At 33.7% G+C, this 15655-nt stretch carries 14 protein-coding genes; 3 read left to right on the forward strand and 11 right to left on the reverse strand.

The window, feature by feature from the left end:
* The first annotated feature begins 250 nt into the window (after positions 1-250).
* Both IR213_RS12590 and IR213_RS12595 read left to right on the forward strand, forming a co-directional pair.
* Complete coding sequence (locus IR213_RS12590) at positions 251-994, forward strand: LOG family protein (protein ID WP_194312662.1); 744 nt, start codon at positions 251-253, stop codon at positions 992-994.
* Positions 995-1079: 85 nt separating this feature from the next.
* Entirely contained in the window at positions 1080-1652 is a 573-nt protein-coding gene (locus tag IR213_RS12595; protein ID WP_194312663.1) for a DNA polymerase ligase N-terminal domain-containing protein, read from the forward strand.
* A 3-nt stretch (positions 1653-1655) separates the two neighbouring features.
* Here the strand turns inward: IR213_RS12595 and IR213_RS12600 are convergent, their stop codons facing one another.
* Entirely contained in the window at positions 1656-2438 is a 783-nt protein-coding gene (locus IR213_RS12600; RefSeq protein ID WP_194312664.1) for an RMD1 family protein, read from the reverse strand.
* Between the two features lie 159 nt (positions 2439-2597).
* Between IR213_RS12600 and IR213_RS12605 the strand changes: the two genes are divergently transcribed.
* Positions 2598-4574 (forward strand): alpha-ketoacid dehydrogenase subunit alpha/beta, encoded by a 1977-nt coding sequence (locus IR213_RS12605; protein ID WP_194312665.1) that lies wholly within the window; start codon positions 2598-2600, stop codon positions 4572-4574.
* A 280-nt stretch (positions 4575-4854) separates the two neighbouring features.
* On the opposite strand, the gene IR213_RS12610 is transcribed toward IR213_RS12605, so the two are convergent.
* From IR213_RS12610 to IR213_RS12655, 10 genes are all read right to left on the reverse strand, one after another.
* A complete protein-coding gene (locus IR213_RS12610; protein ID WP_194312666.1) occupies positions 4855-7548 on the reverse strand; it encodes a DEAD/DEAH box helicase in 2694 nt (897 codons plus the stop codon).
* A 38-nt stretch (positions 7549-7586) separates the two neighbouring features.
* Positions 7587-7943, reverse strand: coding sequence for a four helix bundle protein (locus tag IR213_RS12615; protein ID WP_194312667.1), 357 nt, complete (start codon positions 7941-7943; stop codon positions 7587-7589).
* 23 nt (positions 7944-7966) lie between these two features.
* Positions 7967-8959 carry a virulence RhuM family protein gene (locus tag IR213_RS12620; protein ID WP_194312668.1) on the reverse strand — a complete coding sequence of 331 codons (993 nt, stop codon included), beginning with the start codon at positions 8957-8959 and terminating at the stop codon, positions 7967-7969.
* 30 nt (positions 8960-8989) lie between these two features.
* Positions 8990-9346 (reverse strand): four helix bundle protein, encoded by a 357-nt coding sequence (locus IR213_RS12625; protein ID WP_194312669.1) that lies wholly within the window; start codon positions 9344-9346, stop codon positions 8990-8992.
* A 205-nt stretch (positions 9347-9551) separates the two neighbouring features.
* Positions 9552-11258, reverse strand: coding sequence for a site-specific DNA-methyltransferase (locus IR213_RS12630; RefSeq protein ID WP_194312670.1), 1707 nt, complete (start codon positions 11256-11258; stop codon positions 9552-9554).
* Between the two features lie 220 nt (positions 11259-11478).
* Positions 11479-12549 (reverse strand): ACR3 family arsenite efflux transporter, encoded by a 1071-nt coding sequence (gene arsB, locus IR213_RS12635; RefSeq protein ID WP_194312671.1) that lies wholly within the window; start codon positions 12547-12549, stop codon positions 11479-11481.
* 2 nt (positions 12550-12551) lie between these two features.
* Entirely contained in the window at positions 12552-13184 is a 633-nt protein-coding gene (locus IR213_RS12640; protein WP_194312672.1) for an arsenate-mycothiol transferase ArsC, read from the reverse strand.
* Positions 13185-13312: 128 nt separating this feature from the next.
* Positions 13313-13783, reverse strand: a complete 471-nt coding sequence (locus IR213_RS12645) for a DUF6428 family protein (RefSeq protein ID WP_194312673.1) — start codon at positions 13781-13783, stop codon at positions 13313-13315.
* Between the two features lie 19 nt (positions 13784-13802).
* Complete coding sequence (locus tag IR213_RS12650; protein WP_194312674.1) at positions 13803-14135, reverse strand: ArsR/SmtB family transcription factor; 333 nt, start codon at positions 14133-14135, stop codon at positions 13803-13805.
* Between the two features lie 630 nt (positions 14136-14765).
* Positions 14766-15590: an AraC family transcriptional regulator gene (locus IR213_RS12655; RefSeq protein ID WP_194312675.1), complete on the reverse strand. Its 825-nt coding sequence runs from the start codon at positions 15588-15590 to the stop codon at positions 14766-14768.
* Between the last annotated feature and the right edge of the window lie 65 nt (positions 15591-15655).

The following is a 15655-nucleotide window of genomic DNA, read 5'->3' on the forward strand; positions in this document are numbered from 1 at the left end:
TCAATATCTTTGGAACTCATAAATTTTGTTTTTTGTCACTCAAAATATATGAAAAAAAGGGCTTACTTTTAAAAGTAGCCCTTTCTGTTTAAAAATATTAATCGGTTAGTAGTGATTATTTATATCGAAAAATCATGTGTAATCCAGCGTGCCATCATTGATTATTTAAAAAATTTCAAATAAATCTTTTACAATAAATTAAATCTCGATTTATTGACAGAAAAAACAATTTTGTATCTTTATGGTAGATATGAAAAAAACTCCACATTACAGACTTTCTAAAGACGAATCGGCATTCGTTCAAGGCCCTTTGTCGCGTTTTAAGGAATTGGTTTTTACTTTCAAGGTGCAATACAACTTCATCAAAGCTTTTCGTAAAATGCACTTTATCGGGCCTTGTGTGACGGTTTTTGGTTCAGCGCGGTTTGGTCCGGAAATGGATCATTATCAGGATGCAGAGAGAATAGGTGCAGCAATGGCAAAACTGGGTTTCACTATAATGACAGGCGGCGGCCCAGGAATTATGGAAGCTGCCAATAAAGGGGCTTATGAAGCCGGCGGTTATTCCGTTGGTTGTAATATTGTGCTGCCCGTGGAGCAAAAACCAAATCCTTATCTTCACAAATGGATTTATATTCCCTACTTTTTTGTGCGAAAAGTAATTCTTGTGAAATATTCGTTCGCTTTTATTGTTATGCCAGGAGGAATGGGAACTTTGGACGAATTGTTTGAAGCTTTGACTTTAATTCAAACCAAAATGATTGATGGATTTCCCGTTGTTATTTTTGACAAAGAATACCATAAAGATTTATGCGAACACATCGAAATGATGATACAACACGAAACCATTAGTCCTGAAGATATGGAGCTTTTGTTTGTGACTGATTCTGTTCCAGATTTGGTTTCGCATATCAAGAAACACGCTATCAAAAAGTTTGGCTTAAAAAAGAAAGTTTACAAAGCCAAATGGTGGTTTGCAGAAAGCAGGAGATGAGGAAATTATATTTCATAGCATTCTTACAGAAAAATAATTTTAAAATCGTAACTTTAATCTTGTTTAATTGTAATTCCTATTTGCAATGGATTTAAGTAAATACAAACAAAAAAGAGATTTTGATTCTACCACCGAACCCAAAGGTGAAATAGAAAAATCGAAAGACGAACTAATTTTTGTAGTACAAAAACATGCTGCTACCCATTTACATTATGATTTTCGTCTTGAAATGGATGGACTTTTAAAAAGTTGGGCCATCCCAAAAGGGCCTTCAATGAATCCCGAAGAAAAACGACTGGCGATTATGGTTGAAGATCATCCAATTGATTACAAGGATTTTGAAGGAACTATTCCGGAAGGGAATTATGGAGCGGGAACGGTTATTGTTTGGGATACCGGAACCTATACTTTAGTTGACAAACAACATACAGAAACCGTTGAAAACCAATTAAAATCCGGTTTACAAGGCGGGCATCTTAGTTTTATTCTAAACGGAGAGAAGTTGAAAGGAGAATTCGCACTTGTACGTTTAAAAGTCCTGAAAAAAAATGCGTGGCTTTTAATAAAAAAAGACGATCAATATGCGAGTGAAACTGATGTTTTAAAAAAGAATAAATCGGTTTTATCAAATTTGACTTTGGAAGAAATGGAAAAATAATCTTTAATGAAAGAATAAAGCTATTACAATTTCAATAAGAATTAAAATGATAATAATCCATTCTAGGCGATTGCTTTCCCGAACGTTTAATACATCGGTAAAAAGAGTAAGATTATTTTCGACAATTTGCAGACGATAATCCAGATCCTTAAAACGGGGATTGATATCAAAATTAGCCTTAAGATTGCGATTCAGCAGATTGAGTTCTTCATTATCCCAAACTAAATTAGGATCGTCCAGAATATACAAATTGTCAACAATACTGTTTTTAACATTCAAAACTTTGCCTATATATTTAAGCAGGTTAGTTTTTGAAATACTTAGTTTTCCGCGATTTTCCAGCTCCAGAATATAATGTTTTGAAGACGTTATAATATCGTCTGTCAAAACCTCATAATATTCAAGCGCAACAGATTGGCCAATATTTAACATCACGATTCGCAATAAAGAAGAGTCAATTTGGGGAACGGTGACATAATCGTTTTTCACTAAAACTTTAGGTAATTTTTCATCGATAACAATTTGGTATTCCTCGCACAAATCTAAATTAACCAATGTTGTTGCATAATTTTTTACAAATTGTATGAATTCACTTTTGGCTAGGGCATCATAATTGGCAAAAACTACCACACCATAATCAAAAACGTATAAATAGCGGTTGTTTTCTGTAAGTGCATAAAATACTTCGGAAGTGGATCCCGAAAACACTTCGGAACGAAACTCGGAACGAAATTTTTTGATGTTAAAGGATTCGGCTATTTGTAAAGCTTCAATTTGGATTTCCATGAAAGACTGTTTTTACAAATTTAAGGAATAATGTGATTTATTTAATCAAAGTGTGATTTCATTTTTTTTTGTCACTTTATTCGATTAAAAAAATATAACAATTTAAAGCTAAACTGTTATTTTTTCATACTTTTGAAGCACAACAAAAAAGCTACTTCAATGACTTTTGACAGAAAAAATCTTACCAACGAACAATTATTAGATTTATACAAAAGATTGGTAAAACCACGATTAATCGAAGAAAAAATGTTGATTCTTATCCGTCAAGGAAAAGTTACCAAATGGTTTTCCGGAATAGGTCAGGAAGCTATTTCTGTGGGAGTTACGGCTGTTTTGGATAATGATGAATACATTTTACCAATGCACCGAAACTTGGGTGTTTTCACAGGAAGAGATATTCCTTTGTACCGACTTTTTTCGCAATGGCAAGGCAAAGCCAATGGGTTTACCAAAGGACGTGACCGCAGTTTTCATTTTGGAACACAGCAATATAAAATTATTGGAATGATTTCGCATTTGGGTCCGCAATTGGGTGTTGCCGACGGAATTGCTTTGGCGAACAAACTGCAGCATAACGGGAAAATAACTGCCGTTTTCACTGGCGAAGGAGCAACGAGCGAAGGTGATTTTCACGAAGCCTTGAATATTGCCGCCGTTTGGGAATTGCCTGTAATGTTCATCATCGAAAACAATGGTTATGGATTATCTACTCCAACAGACGAACAATTTCGTTGCGAAAACCTAGCCGATAAAGGCATTGGTTACGGAATGGAGAGCCATATTATCGATGGAAATAATATTCTTGAAGTCTATAACAAATTATCGGAATTGAAAACTTCAATGATTTTGAATCCGCGTCCTGTTTTATTGGAATTTAAAACCTTTAGAATGCGCGGACACGAAGAGGCGAGTGGCACCAAATATGTTCCTTCAGCCTTAATGGATACTTGGGCCATTAAAGATCCGGTGGAGAATTACAGGAAATTTTTATCGGATAACGGAATTCTTTCAGATGATTTTGACACAAATTTGCGAAGTGAAATCAAGACAGAAATTGATGAAAGTCTGGCTCTAGCCAATGCTGAACCAGAGATTGAAGCTACTTATGAAGGAGAATTATATGATGTTTATAAACCTTTTGAATATCAAGCAGTTAATCCTTCTGAAGAAATAAAAAATATTCGTTTTATAGATGCTATTTCCAGCAGTTTAAGACAATCAATGGAGCGGTATGAAAACTTGGTAATGATGGGTCAGGACATCGCCGAATATGGAGGCGCTTTTAAGATAACGGATGGATTTGTGGCACAGTTTGGTAAAGAACGTGTTCGCAACACACCAATTTGTGAAAGTGCAGTCGTTTCGGCAGGAATGGGCTTGTCTATCAACGGATATAAAGCAATTGTCGAAATGCAATTTGCTGATTTTGTTTCGACTGGATTCAATCCAATAGTCAATTTATTGGCAAAAAATCATTACCGTTGGCAGGAAAAAGCCGATGTCGTGGTTCGAATGCCTTGCGGTGGCGGAACTCAAGCAGGCCCTTTTCATTCGCAAACCAATGAAGCCTGGTTTACCAAAACTCCAGGGTTGAAAGTGGTTTATCCCGCATTTCCTTATGATGCCAAAGGATTGTTGAATGAATCCATCAATGATCCCAATCCGGTGTTATTTTTTGAACATAAACAATTGTATCGCATTGTTTACCAAGATGTTCCAACTGATTATTACACGATTCCTTTAGGGAAAGCCGCTTTGTTGAAAGAGGGAAATCAGGTTACGATTATTGCCTTTGGCGCTGCGGTGCATTGGGCTTTGGAAACTTTAGCCAAGAATACTGAAATATCGGCTGATTTATTGGATTTAAGAACCTTGCAACCTTTGGATACAGATGCCATTTATGCTTCTGTAAAGAAGACGGGGAGAGCGATTATTTATCAGGAAGATTCTTTGTTTGGTGGTGTTGCCAGTGATATTTCTGCCCTGATTATGGAAAATTGTTTCAAATTTCTCGATGCTCCGGTAAAACGTGTTGCGAGTTTAGACAGCCCGATTCCGTTTACAAAAGCCCTGGAAGATCAGTATTTGCCGAAAGGAAGATTTGAGGCAGCGTTAAAGGATTTGTTGAATCATTAAAGGTTTTATTCAAGAATTATTGTATTATAAATGAGCTATAACCCGTTGGGATGGGTGAAATTAATAAAAATTTCAATAAATCGATTCAATAAGAAATTAAACCACATAGAACAATAGAAAAAAAATATAGATTTATTTGTAAATCAACACAGAATCTATGTGGTTAAAAAATCGAATTACACCCAATGAGTTGATGTATAGCAATATAACTTCTATTCTCATTTTAGCAGCTGTTTAATTAAACTTATTATCTACTTCAAATTATTATTTCAACCATAAATTACAAAGCTCCAATAATATCTAAAAAATTTTTGGCAGTATAGCAACCCTCTACATTTTTACTTTCATAAACCATAAAGTATTTGTAGTTCTCTCCTGATTTTTCAGCCCATTTTTTTCCTAAAACATTCTTTGCTTTACTTTCATCATTATCTAGAAAATCGCCTTTGGTTTCCACTAAAATGATGTTTTGTTTTTGTGTATAAAGAATGAAATCCGGGTAATGATTGTTGCTAAAACCGTTTAAGTAAAATCCTTTGTCTTTGGTTACTGAATTCCTGTGCCAAAACAAAACATTTTCCTGTGCAGCAATATCCATTATTAAACGTTGCTCAAAATTATTCATATCTCCTTCACGTTCGTAAAGTGATTTGTCAATTTTTGCTCCTTCTTTGGTGTGAATTAATGTTTCCTTGAACTTGAAAGTTGGTTTCACAATGATTTTATTGGTATCCAATAATCTACTGAATTCTTCTTTGGCGTGTTGGTTTGACAATTCTAAAATCTTGGATTTTATTTTGTAAACATAATTATATTCATTGTTTACCGCATCAATTATCTCTTCTGTAGAGAATTCACTAAAGATACGCTCGATGTATTTCTTGATTTCTTGTTCGGCAATTGGTGTCATATTGCCAATTTTACCCACCATAATACTAGCGATGTCTTTGACTTGCTTTTCTTTTGGTTTGGCAACAATGGTATCAATTAATATTTTTTTGGCTTGCACACTAAATTTAGAAATTATGGCATCTTTTCGAACTTCATCGTAATCGACTTTTACAATTTCGGCACTAACACTGTTAAAATCAATATCAATATCTTTTGAAGACAATTTAAATGTGCTTAATAACTGATCTCTATTCAAGAAAACTTCGCCTTGACTTAACTCATCAAAAACTAATTCCCGACTTAACACATCGGTTTCTAATTTTTTATAAAATTGTGGTAACTCAATATTTTCTGCTACTTGATGAAAGTGATCTACGATTTTGTAACGCTTTGGTTCTTTTCCCATTTCTCTTAAAAGGTATTCGGTACTATCTCCTGTATCTTGGGTTAATCTTGTCTCAAAAACAGCTCCTTGTTCAATTGCTTTTTGCGTAATTTGATTTATAGTTGAATTTGCTACTGGAACAAATTCTGTTGCCGTAGGATCAAATTCAATTGCGCCAACATTGATATTTGTAATGTCATTATCATCAAATTGTCCGTTGGTTTTGTCTTCTTCTGACGAACCAAATAAATCTCTGTTTAAAGCTTCTTTGTCTGATATTGGTGCAGCAGTATTTTCACTGACAATTTCTTCGGCATAATAATCTTTGTTACTAAAACCTGCATCTTGTAATCCTCTGACAATATTGTCTAATGTTTCGTTAAATTTGGCGGAAGCCGTTAAAACAAAAGATAAATTCAATAATGGTTCTTTGTGCTTTAATACATAAGGCTGACGTAAAACTCTACCTAAAATTTGTTCCACTTCGACTGCCGATGATTTGTCTGCCAATGATGCCAAAATATAGGCAAATGGACAATCCCAACCTTCTTTTAAAGCATTGATGGTTATGATGTATCGAACAGGACATTTTTCGTCCATTAAATCAATTCCTTTTAATTCGTCTAAACCACTTACTTTGATTTTGATTTGTTCTTCGGGAATTTTTAACTCGATCAGTTTTTCTTTAATCTTGATGTAGGTTGTATTGTCGCTTCCTTTGATGTTGGATTGCGCCTGGAATAAAATAATGGGTCTTATTTTTTTTCCACCCTCTAAACTTTCTTGTATTGCCAGTTGTTCTAACTGTCTTTGTAAATGTAATGCACTATTGATTACTTCTTCTTTTCGGCTATGGTTGTAAACAATAACGGGTAGTTTTACCATGTGCTCTTTTTTCAGTTCAATAGCATTGACATAACTTACAATATTGCTATTCTTTTTAGGTGTAGCGGTTAAATCTAACACAAATGACGGATTCAAATTTTGAAGCATTTCTACACTCAAATCACTTTCGGCATTATGGCTTTCATCGACAATAACCAACGGATTTAGGCTTCTTATAATATTGATTAAAGCACTTTCGTCTGTGTCCGGCAGAACCAAATTTTGCTCCACAACGGTATCTCTAAAAGCTTCTAATGAACCGTTTTGTTGGTATATTTTTCGGTCGTCTTTTTTCTTGGAATTTATTCGTAAACTGCTAAAATTGAAAACAAAAATGTTTAATTGTTCTGAAACTGATGTTGGGTTAAAATTAGCTCCTTGCAACAAACTTTCTTTTTCGTACACTTCAACACTATGATTGAATAAGGTGTTTAATTTTTGACGATACGGATGGGATGAATCCGATAGACTAGAGGCGGTTTGTTGTAATAAATTGCTCCAAGGCACTAGCCAAACAACTGCTTTTGGGCGGCTACTGTCATAAGTGCTGAAAATAGAATGTATGGCGTTGCAGGCAATAAATGTTTTTCCTCCGGCTGTTGGTACTTTTATGGCAATGTGCGGGGTGTTGAGAATGTTGTCTTTGTAGGGCACCATTCCGCTGTATGTTCCGTCAAGTTTTAATTCGTAAGGACCAACTTTGTCTTCCCAATAGTGTTTGAAAGCTGTTGCGGGTTTAGAATACTTTTGCAAGTATTCTAAAAATAATTCTAAATCTGTGATTACTTGTTGCTGGTAGGATTTTAACTCCATTTTTTTTTAATTATGAATTATGAATTATGAATTATGAATTATGAATTATTTTGTTTGGTGCTTATTATAATACTTTTTAGAATTTTCAAAAGTTCAGTAGCATCTGAATGTATCGATAAAAATTCAACTTCATTTATATAAAAGGTTTCTTTTAATAATTCTAACCAATATAGTGTTTCATCGCATTCTTTTTGAGAAATAGACAATTTATGAATAAAATCGGCTTTGCTTTGCCCATTTATAGCTTCTCGTACATTAGCACCTATCGAAGTGCCAGATCGCAAGAGTTGTTTACTCAATACATATTCCTTTTTTTCAAGAACAATGTATTGATACAACTTCACAATTCTAATAGCAAACAAAAAGCTTTTGTTTTTAATAATACTTTCACTCATAACTCATAACTAATAATTCATAATTATTCCCCTTTTTCCAATCCCTTGACCACTTTATCAAAATCGGAAATAATCTTCTGTGTTTTGTTAAAGGTGTCGTATTCTTTTATGGCTTTTTTATCAGCCTGTATTTTAGAAATTACGCCTTTTCCTTGTAAAATTTTATAATCGTTAAAAGAAAGGAACTTGTTTACACTTGTCGCCAGTTGCTCCATTGTAAAGGTATTTTGTCTTTCTATCAATCCTTCGATATAATCGAAATAACTTGTTATGCTGCGCTCTAATTGCCGTATCTCTTTTTCCTCCAAATAATTTTTGGCAATAATTACATCTTGTTTTAAAACTCGACCTTCCGGTCCGTTTTTCCAAGAGGTCAATCCCATTTTTTCTTTTTTGCTATTGGCCGTTTTAAATATGATTTCGGCTGCTGTTTTGCCTGTTATTGCGAAATGAAATTTGTTTTGTACAATGGCGTAGAAGTTTTTTGATATTTCAGAATTCTTGTCATAATCTATACAACACTCTGCAAAAATATCGGTTACTTGCTGGTATATTCTTCTTTCGCTGGCACGAATGGAACGTACTCTTTGTAATAACTCCTTGAAATAATCTTTGCCAAAAAGTGTTTGACCTTGTTTTAGTCTATCATCGTCCAGCACAAATCCTTTTACAATATATTCTTTCAAGGCTTGGGTTGCCCATATCCTAAACTGTGTCGCTTTGGTAGAATTTACTCTATATCCCACCGATATAATAGCATCAAGATTGTAATATTTTTGAGTTCTTGATACTAATCTTTCGCCTTCTTTTTGAACTTGTAAAATTTCTTTACAAGTTGCCTCTTGGACTAATTCGCCCGATTCAAAAATGTTTTTTAAATGAACCGTTATATTTTGAGGTGTGCTATCAAATAATAACCCCATCGATTTTTGAGTAACCCAAACCGATTCATTTTCTAACAAAACATCAATCCTAACGGCTCCGCTTGGTGCTGTGTATAATATAAATTCTGTCATAGTTTTGAGTTATGAATTATGAATTATGAATTATGAATTATTTTGTTTGGTGCTTATTATAATACTTTTTAGAATTTTCAAAAGTTCAGTAGCATCTGAATGTATCGATAAAAATTCAACTTCATTTATATAAAAGGTTTCTTTTAATAATTCTAACCAATATAGTGTTTCATCGCATTTCTTCTGCGAAATAGATAATTTATGAATAAAATCGGCTTTGCTTTGTCCATTTATAGCTTCTCGAACATTAGCACCTATCGAAGTGCCAGATCGCAAGAGTTGTTTACTCAATACATATTCCTTTTTTTCAAGAACAATGTATTGATACAACTTCACAATTCGAATAGCAAACAAGAAACTTTTCTTTTTAATAATACTCTCACTCATAACTCATAACTCAAAATTCATAACTCAAACCTCATAACTCATAACTCATAACTCAAACCTCATAACTCATAACTCATAACTCATAACTCATAACTCATAATTCAAAACTCATAACCCATAACTCATAACTCAAACCTCATAACTCATAACTCATAACTCATAACTCATAATTCAAAACTCATAACTCAAACCTCATAACTCAAAACTAAAATCGTGTTATATCTCTTGGTATTTTTTTGAAAATGATGTGATGTTTCAGCATAAAGTCTTTTTCGAGTAAGCAATTGTCTGCATAAATAATATACTGACTTGCTTTGTGTTTTATTTTTGCCATAAAATCATAATCTACCGTAGTTACGGCATCTTTGGTGTAATAAAAATAATAATCGGTTTGGTCTTTTGTGCCTATGTGATAGTTTTCTTCTACAAGTGAGGGCTTTGTTGGACTGTATGATGTTCTTGTTTCGGAATACCAAATGTATTTTAAAATATTTTCTAAACCCACAGCTTCATTAAGAACATCTTCTTCGAGAAACAAAGGTTCTCCAAGTTGGTAATAATTAAAACTTCCTCCAGTACCTTCGGTTTTTAAACCAGTTATTGAAGTTTCTGAATTACCATAACCCATTACAACTCTTTTTACTCTTTCGGCAGTAATCGTATCAGCATAATCCTCCATTTCTATTAGAATGTATTTTCTATTACCACCATCTTGTTTGTTCAAGTTTAAAACTGCGTGAGCTGTTGTACCAGAGCCAGCAAAGCTGTCAAGAATAATTGAGTTTTTATCGGTAGAAACTGTAAATATAAATTTTAAAAGCTCGGATGGTTTTGGAAAATCAAAGGTTTTTGAATAAAAAATTTCCTTCAATTCATTAGTGCCCTGTGTATTTAAATAATCTTCAATTAAAGCTTCTGGATATTTGTTAACTACATCAGATGCTCTTTCTTTCATATACACTCTTCCTTTATCAAAATATACTTGATTATTATTAAAACGTTCTATGAACGTGCCATCTCCCCAACGCCATCTCCCCAACGCCATATCCCTTTTTCTAGGACGATAGCAAATAAATCCTAACGATAAAAGCTCTTTGTTTTCCTCTTCATAAACAATTTCATTTTCAAGATTATAATCAAAAAGTAGTTTTATTTGATTGTCAGCTTTTCTATGATAAATAGAATATCCCATTTTTGAGCGTTGTGGTAATGTATCGCCACCTCCCTGCATTTCTAATGCTCTTATACTATAAAAACCAATTTCATCTTTTAAGTTGAACTTTTTATTATTCTTAATTTGATATGGCAAAAATTCAAAATCGTTTTTTTTATAAGGAAGTATGTAATCTGCTGTTGTAATAACTTTACTGTTACCCATATCATTTTTTGAACCACTACTTTGTTTTCTGCTTATCAGTCCCAAATAATTTCTTGCTCCAAAAATCTCATCACAAATCAACTTCAAATTTGCCTGTTCATTATCGTCGATACTTATAAAAATGACACCATCGTTTGAAAGTAGTTTATGCAATAATTTTAATCTTGGATACATCATACACAACCATTTGTCGTGTCGCGTTAAATCTTCCCCATCTTTACCTACTACTTCGCCCAACCATTTTTTAATTTTTGGATGGTTTACGTTGTCGTTGTATACCCAACTTTCGTTGCCCGTGTTGTACGGTGGATCAATGTAGATGCATTTTATTTTGCCTTCATATTCGGGCAATAAACTTTTTAAGGCTTCGAGGTTGTCGCCGTGAATAATCTTGTTGCCGCTGTTAAGTGTCGCATCCAACTCATAATTCATAACTCCTAATTCATAATTATATAAAGGCTCCAGTATTTTATAAGGTACATCTTGATGATGGTTGATTACTTTTTCTTTTCCGATCCAGTTTAATGTTGGCATTGTACAATAGCATTTTTATTATGTTGGGTAAAAATAGGATATTATTGTCAAATATGCGGTATGAATTTGAAGTTGAAAAATAATAATGCCCGTTAGTTCAAATTAGATCAACAATCCCGATATAATAGTGATAAGTGTCATCTTGCCAAATTGTGAATGCAGAGAAATTATACTTTTGTTTTCTTCTTTTTTAGTTTAAACAGTAATGAATTTATTGTTGTTAGGCTTCTGTAGTAAAGTATTTTTTTCTGAACCAAAAAGCCACATTTACCAAGGCTATTAAAGCCGGGACTTCTACTAATGGCCCAATAACGCCTGCAAACGCCTGTCCGCTATTGATACCAAAAACTCCGATGGCAACGGCAATCGCCAATTCGAAATTGTTTCCCGTTGCCGTGAATGCTATTGCAGTAGATTTTGAATAATCGGCACCAAAATATTTTCCAATAAAGAAACTAATCACAAACATTATCGTAAAATAAATTACTAGCGGAATGGCAATACGCACAACATCCATTGGAATTTGTACAATTAATTCTCCTTTAAGACTGAACATTAAAATAATGGTAAACAGCAATGCTATTAATGTTATTGGTGAAATAAAAGGCACGTATTTGGTTTCAAACCATTTGGCACCTTTGAACGCAATAAGCGCATAACGGCTTATGATTCCGAGTGCAAAAGGAATTCCTAAATAAATACCCACACTTTCGGCAATTTGTCCGATGCTGATGTTGACCTCAAAACCGGTATAGCCAAAATAAGGGGGCAAAATAGTAACGAAAACATAGGCATAAACGCTGTATAACAATACCTGAAAAATACTGTTTAATGCAATTAATCCTGCTGCATATTCGCGGTTTCCGTTGGCTAAATCATTCCAAACAACCACCATTGCGATACAGCGTGCTAACCCAATTAGGATAACACCAATCATATATTCCGGATACCCTTTTAATAATAACAATGCCAAAGCGAACATTAATATTGGTCCCACAATCCAGTTTAGAAATAATGAAGCACCCAATACTTTTGTATTTTTAAACACTTCGCGCATTTGTTCGTATTTTACTTTAGCCAGTGGCGGATACATCATCAAGATTAATCCGATAGCGAGAGGAATATTAGTAGTTCCGCTAGAAAAGGAATTGATAAACCCACTACTGGACGGAATAAAATAGCCCACAGAAACTCCGATTGCCATTGCAAGAAATATCCAAAGGGTCAAGAAGCGATCCAGGAAACCTAATTTTTTTCGTTCTGCTACTGGTGCGCAATTATTTGCTGACATATTTATTTTTTTATTTGTGAGAAAACATAAAACATTTCGGTTGCAATTTGCAAACTTCTTTCTTCGTATTTTTCAGCTTGTTGAGGTGTGTTGTCAAATGCTTTTGGATCTTCAAAAGTAATTGGAATACGTTTTTCTGCACCGGCAATAAAAGGACAACCTTGGTCAGCTGAGGAGCAAGTAAGAATCGCTGCAAACTCGCTTTGCGGATTAAAATCGTCATCGTAGGTTTTTGAGAAACCAATAATAGGATGTTCGTTACTGGCGTATTTTATAGTGTAGATAGGATTACTTCCTTCGGCAATGGTTTTAATTTGAAAGCCTTGTTTTGCCAATGTTTTGGCTGCCATAGGGAACATAGCCGTTGCTTCGGTTCCTCCGGAATAACAGAATACATTTTTTATGCCATAATGAGCTGCGGCAGTTTGTGCCCAAACTTGTGACAAGTGGCTTCTTCTTGAATTGTGGGTACAAATCAAGTTGAGCCTTATTTCTTGTAGACTACTTGCTTTACTTTGAATATATTCAACTAAAGGTTGTAAAACGATTTTACGTTCTTCAGAAATACTTTCGAAGTTTAAAGTAGTAATTACATTTTCAATTTCTGAGAATAGGGTTGATTGTGTTGTTATCATTTTTTATATGTTTTTTTGTGTTGGTGCTAATATCCGTTGGTGTTATTATTTTTGGTTTTACTTGCTAAATCAATGTTAATGACGTGTTTAGAGTTAGTAATGCCGTTTTCTTAAGGCTTTCTTTTTTTTTAGCAACAGCTTCCTCCGGGAGTGCAACAGCTAGGTTCGTTATTCATATCTGACAATCTCACTTTTTGTTTTTCTGCAGGGATGCCACATTGATCCTGTGCCAAACAAGCGGTTTGTTTGTTTAGCAAAACAAAATCATTTCCATTGAAATCCAAATCGTATTTACCAATAGTTTGTGCTTGGTATTCTACTTCAATTTCGAAATCTCCGATGCCTAATACTTTTTCAGACAATTCGATGATGTTGTTTAGTTTTTGAGGTTTAAGGCGGTGTTCAAAATCATTGGCATTCCATAATTGGAAATTTACTACAGTTTCTTTTCGAACCGTTCCACCACAATCGATAAAATTTTTGGTAATTAAACCTACTTCGGTTACGTGAAAATGCTCAGGAACAGCAGTTCCGTCAGGCAAAATGAAGTTTACGGCTTCTACCGTTTTCAGTATGCTTTTTACTTGCGATAGTTTCATATTATTTTTATTTAAAAATTTAACAACAGTCGTTTTTCTTCTTCTCCAAATATTTTGTGATGTCTAGGAAAAAACCTTTTATTTTTTCGAAGCCCGATTCGTTGATGCAATAGCAAATTGTGGCTCCTTCGAAATTTCCCTTGATTAAACCCGCATTCTTCAATTCTTTTAAGTGTTGCGAAACGGTAGGTTGTGCCAATGGCAATTCGTTGACAATATCGCCGCAAATACAGGTGTCAACCTTTAGCAGGAATTCAATAATAGCGATGCGTGCCGGATGTCCGAGTGCTTTGGCTAAAATAGCAAGCTCATTTTGTTGGTCAGTAAAGCTGTCTGTTTTTGATGCTCCCATAGTGTTATGTATATATTGCAATATTACGATTATTTGGATCGCTAAAAAAGCATTATTCTAAAAATTAACAATTATTTAAAATAAATATTCTGGAAATGCAAAGTTAGTAATCACAGAAAGTTTAGAAATAATCTTATTTTAATTTATGAAACAAGTCCGCAAAATTTATGAACTGAAGAAAAGGCTTAAAGATGCCGAGTTAGAACGAGATATATAAAAAAAACAATCGGCATTTTTTCCAAAAGCGATCGATGATTTATGGTTTCATTAAAAACAATGAAAAACTATTCCCCATTAAAAAAATGTGCAAAGTTCTACACGTGAGCAGTGGAAGTTATTACCGATAGAAAAAAAAATAATTGCCGCAAGACAGCAAAGAAAAATTGCCACAAAAGAACAGATAACATTGATTAATTTTGAATCAAGGCAACGATATGGAAGTCCTAGTATAACATTAGGACTTCAGAGTTTTGGTTTTAAAATTTCAAGACCCGAGCGATAGCGAGCAGGCGAAGCAAACTACTCTTCTAGCATTGAAAATGGCAGTTAAAAAACCGAAAAATCGAGAGAAATTTGATTTGCCACTCTGACAGGGGTGTTCAATATATAAGCCAAAAGTTTGCAATAATATTAAGTCGAAAAAATTTTTCCTTTTCTAACATCGGCAAGGCTACGGTAGTGAATTTTTCGCATCATTCTATTGAGATGGCTGCTATCCGTAAAACCTAAATCGTGAGCAATTTCTTTAAAGGATTGGTCTGTGTAAAGTGCTTTAGATTCAGCAATTTTGAGTTTTGATTTTATTACATAGTCCTGAAAAGATTCATTTGCGTTTCGTTTGAAATATTCACTAAAATAAGAGGAAGCTATATTAAATTTATCCGAGAGAAATTTGACTGTTATTTTTTCATCTTCCAAAAGATTGAACTGAATGTAGTTTAATAATTTTCCAAATTTAGAATCAACTGTACCGGAATCATTTGGAAATTCTTTAACAATACTCCGTGCAATAATTTCTAACATTGAAAATAGGGAACTTTGTATTATTGAATTCGAATGTCTATCTTCTTTTTGATGTTCATTATGCACTATTCTCCCCAATAATTGTAATGTTTTAGAATCATTTGAATTTTTTACTATTTCACCTGGAAATCTATTGTAATTTCCTATGATAAAATGCAATCGATTAAACCATAAGCTATAATCGATAGCGCTACTATTACTTTTGGAAAAATAATTTGTCGTAAATCGGATGAATAAAAACTTGGTTTTTTTCTTTATTTCATAGCTATGACAATTAGTGGAAGGTAAAAGAAATATACTGTCTTTCTTATATGGATACTGAAATCCATTAACACATTGTTCCCCCTGCCCATCAATAACAAATACCAATTCGAAAAAGTTATTTTTTCTTCTTCTTTCTTCCCAAACCTCTAGTTCTTGGTAAGATATCATAAATGAGTCTTGTAAATTTTCCATGATACAAAGATAGATATATTTTTTAAAAAACGCTTATTCCT

Source organism: Flavobacterium soyangense, from assembly GCF_015277675.1.
In the GTDB taxonomy this organism is placed as follows: domain Bacteria; phylum Bacteroidota; class Bacteroidia; order Flavobacteriales; family Flavobacteriaceae; genus Flavobacterium; species Flavobacterium soyangense.

What these genes read in the sequence shown, in the direction of transcription:
- IR213_RS12590 (WP_194312662.1), top strand. Translation starts at nt 251, where the DNA reads ATGAAAAAAACTCCACATTACAGACTTTCTAAAGACGAATCGGCATTC.
- IR213_RS12595 (WP_194312663.1), top strand. Translation starts at nt 1,080, where the DNA reads ATGGATTTAAGTAAATACAAACAAAAAAGAGATTTTGATTCTACCACC.
- IR213_RS12600 (WP_194312664.1), bottom strand. Translation starts at nt 2,438, where the DNA reads ATGGAAATCCAAATTGAAGCTTTACAAATAGCCGAATCCTTTAACATC.
- IR213_RS12605 (WP_194312665.1), top strand. Translation starts at nt 2,598, where the DNA reads ATGACTTTTGACAGAAAAAATCTTACCAACGAACAATTATTAGATTTA.
- IR213_RS12610 (WP_194312666.1), bottom strand. Translation starts at nt 7,548, where the DNA reads ATGGAGTTAAAATCCTACCAGCAACAAGTAATCACAGATTTAGAATTA.
- IR213_RS12615 (WP_194312667.1), bottom strand. Translation starts at nt 7,943, where the DNA reads ATGAGTGAAAGTATTATTAAAAACAAAAGCTTTTTGTTTGCTATTAGA.
- IR213_RS12620 (WP_194312668.1), bottom strand. Translation starts at nt 8,959, where the DNA reads ATGACAGAATTTATATTATACACAGCACCAAGCGGAGCCGTTAGGATT.
- IR213_RS12625 (WP_194312669.1), bottom strand. Translation starts at nt 9,346, where the DNA reads ATGAGTGAGAGTATTATTAAAAAGAAAAGTTTCTTGTTTGCTATTCGA.
- IR213_RS12630 (WP_194312670.1), bottom strand. Translation starts at nt 11,258, where the DNA reads ATGCCAACATTAAACTGGATCGGAAAAGAAAAAGTAATCAACCATCAT.
- arsB (WP_194312671.1), bottom strand. Translation starts at nt 12,549, where the DNA reads ATGTCAGCAAATAATTGCGCACCAGTAGCAGAACGAAAAAAATTAGGT.
- IR213_RS12640 (WP_194312672.1), bottom strand. Translation starts at nt 13,184, where the DNA reads ATGATAACAACACAATCAACCCTATTCTCAGAAATTGAAAATGTAATT.
- IR213_RS12645 (WP_194312673.1), bottom strand. Translation starts at nt 13,783, where the DNA reads ATGAAACTATCGCAAGTAAAAAGCATACTGAAAACGGTAGAAGCCGTA.
- IR213_RS12650 (WP_194312674.1), bottom strand. Translation starts at nt 14,135, where the DNA reads ATGGGAGCATCAAAAACAGACAGCTTTACTGACCAACAAAATGAGCTT.
- IR213_RS12655 (WP_194312675.1), bottom strand. Translation starts at nt 15,590, where the DNA reads ATGATATCTTACCAAGAACTAGAGGTTTGGGAAGAAAGAAGAAGAAAA.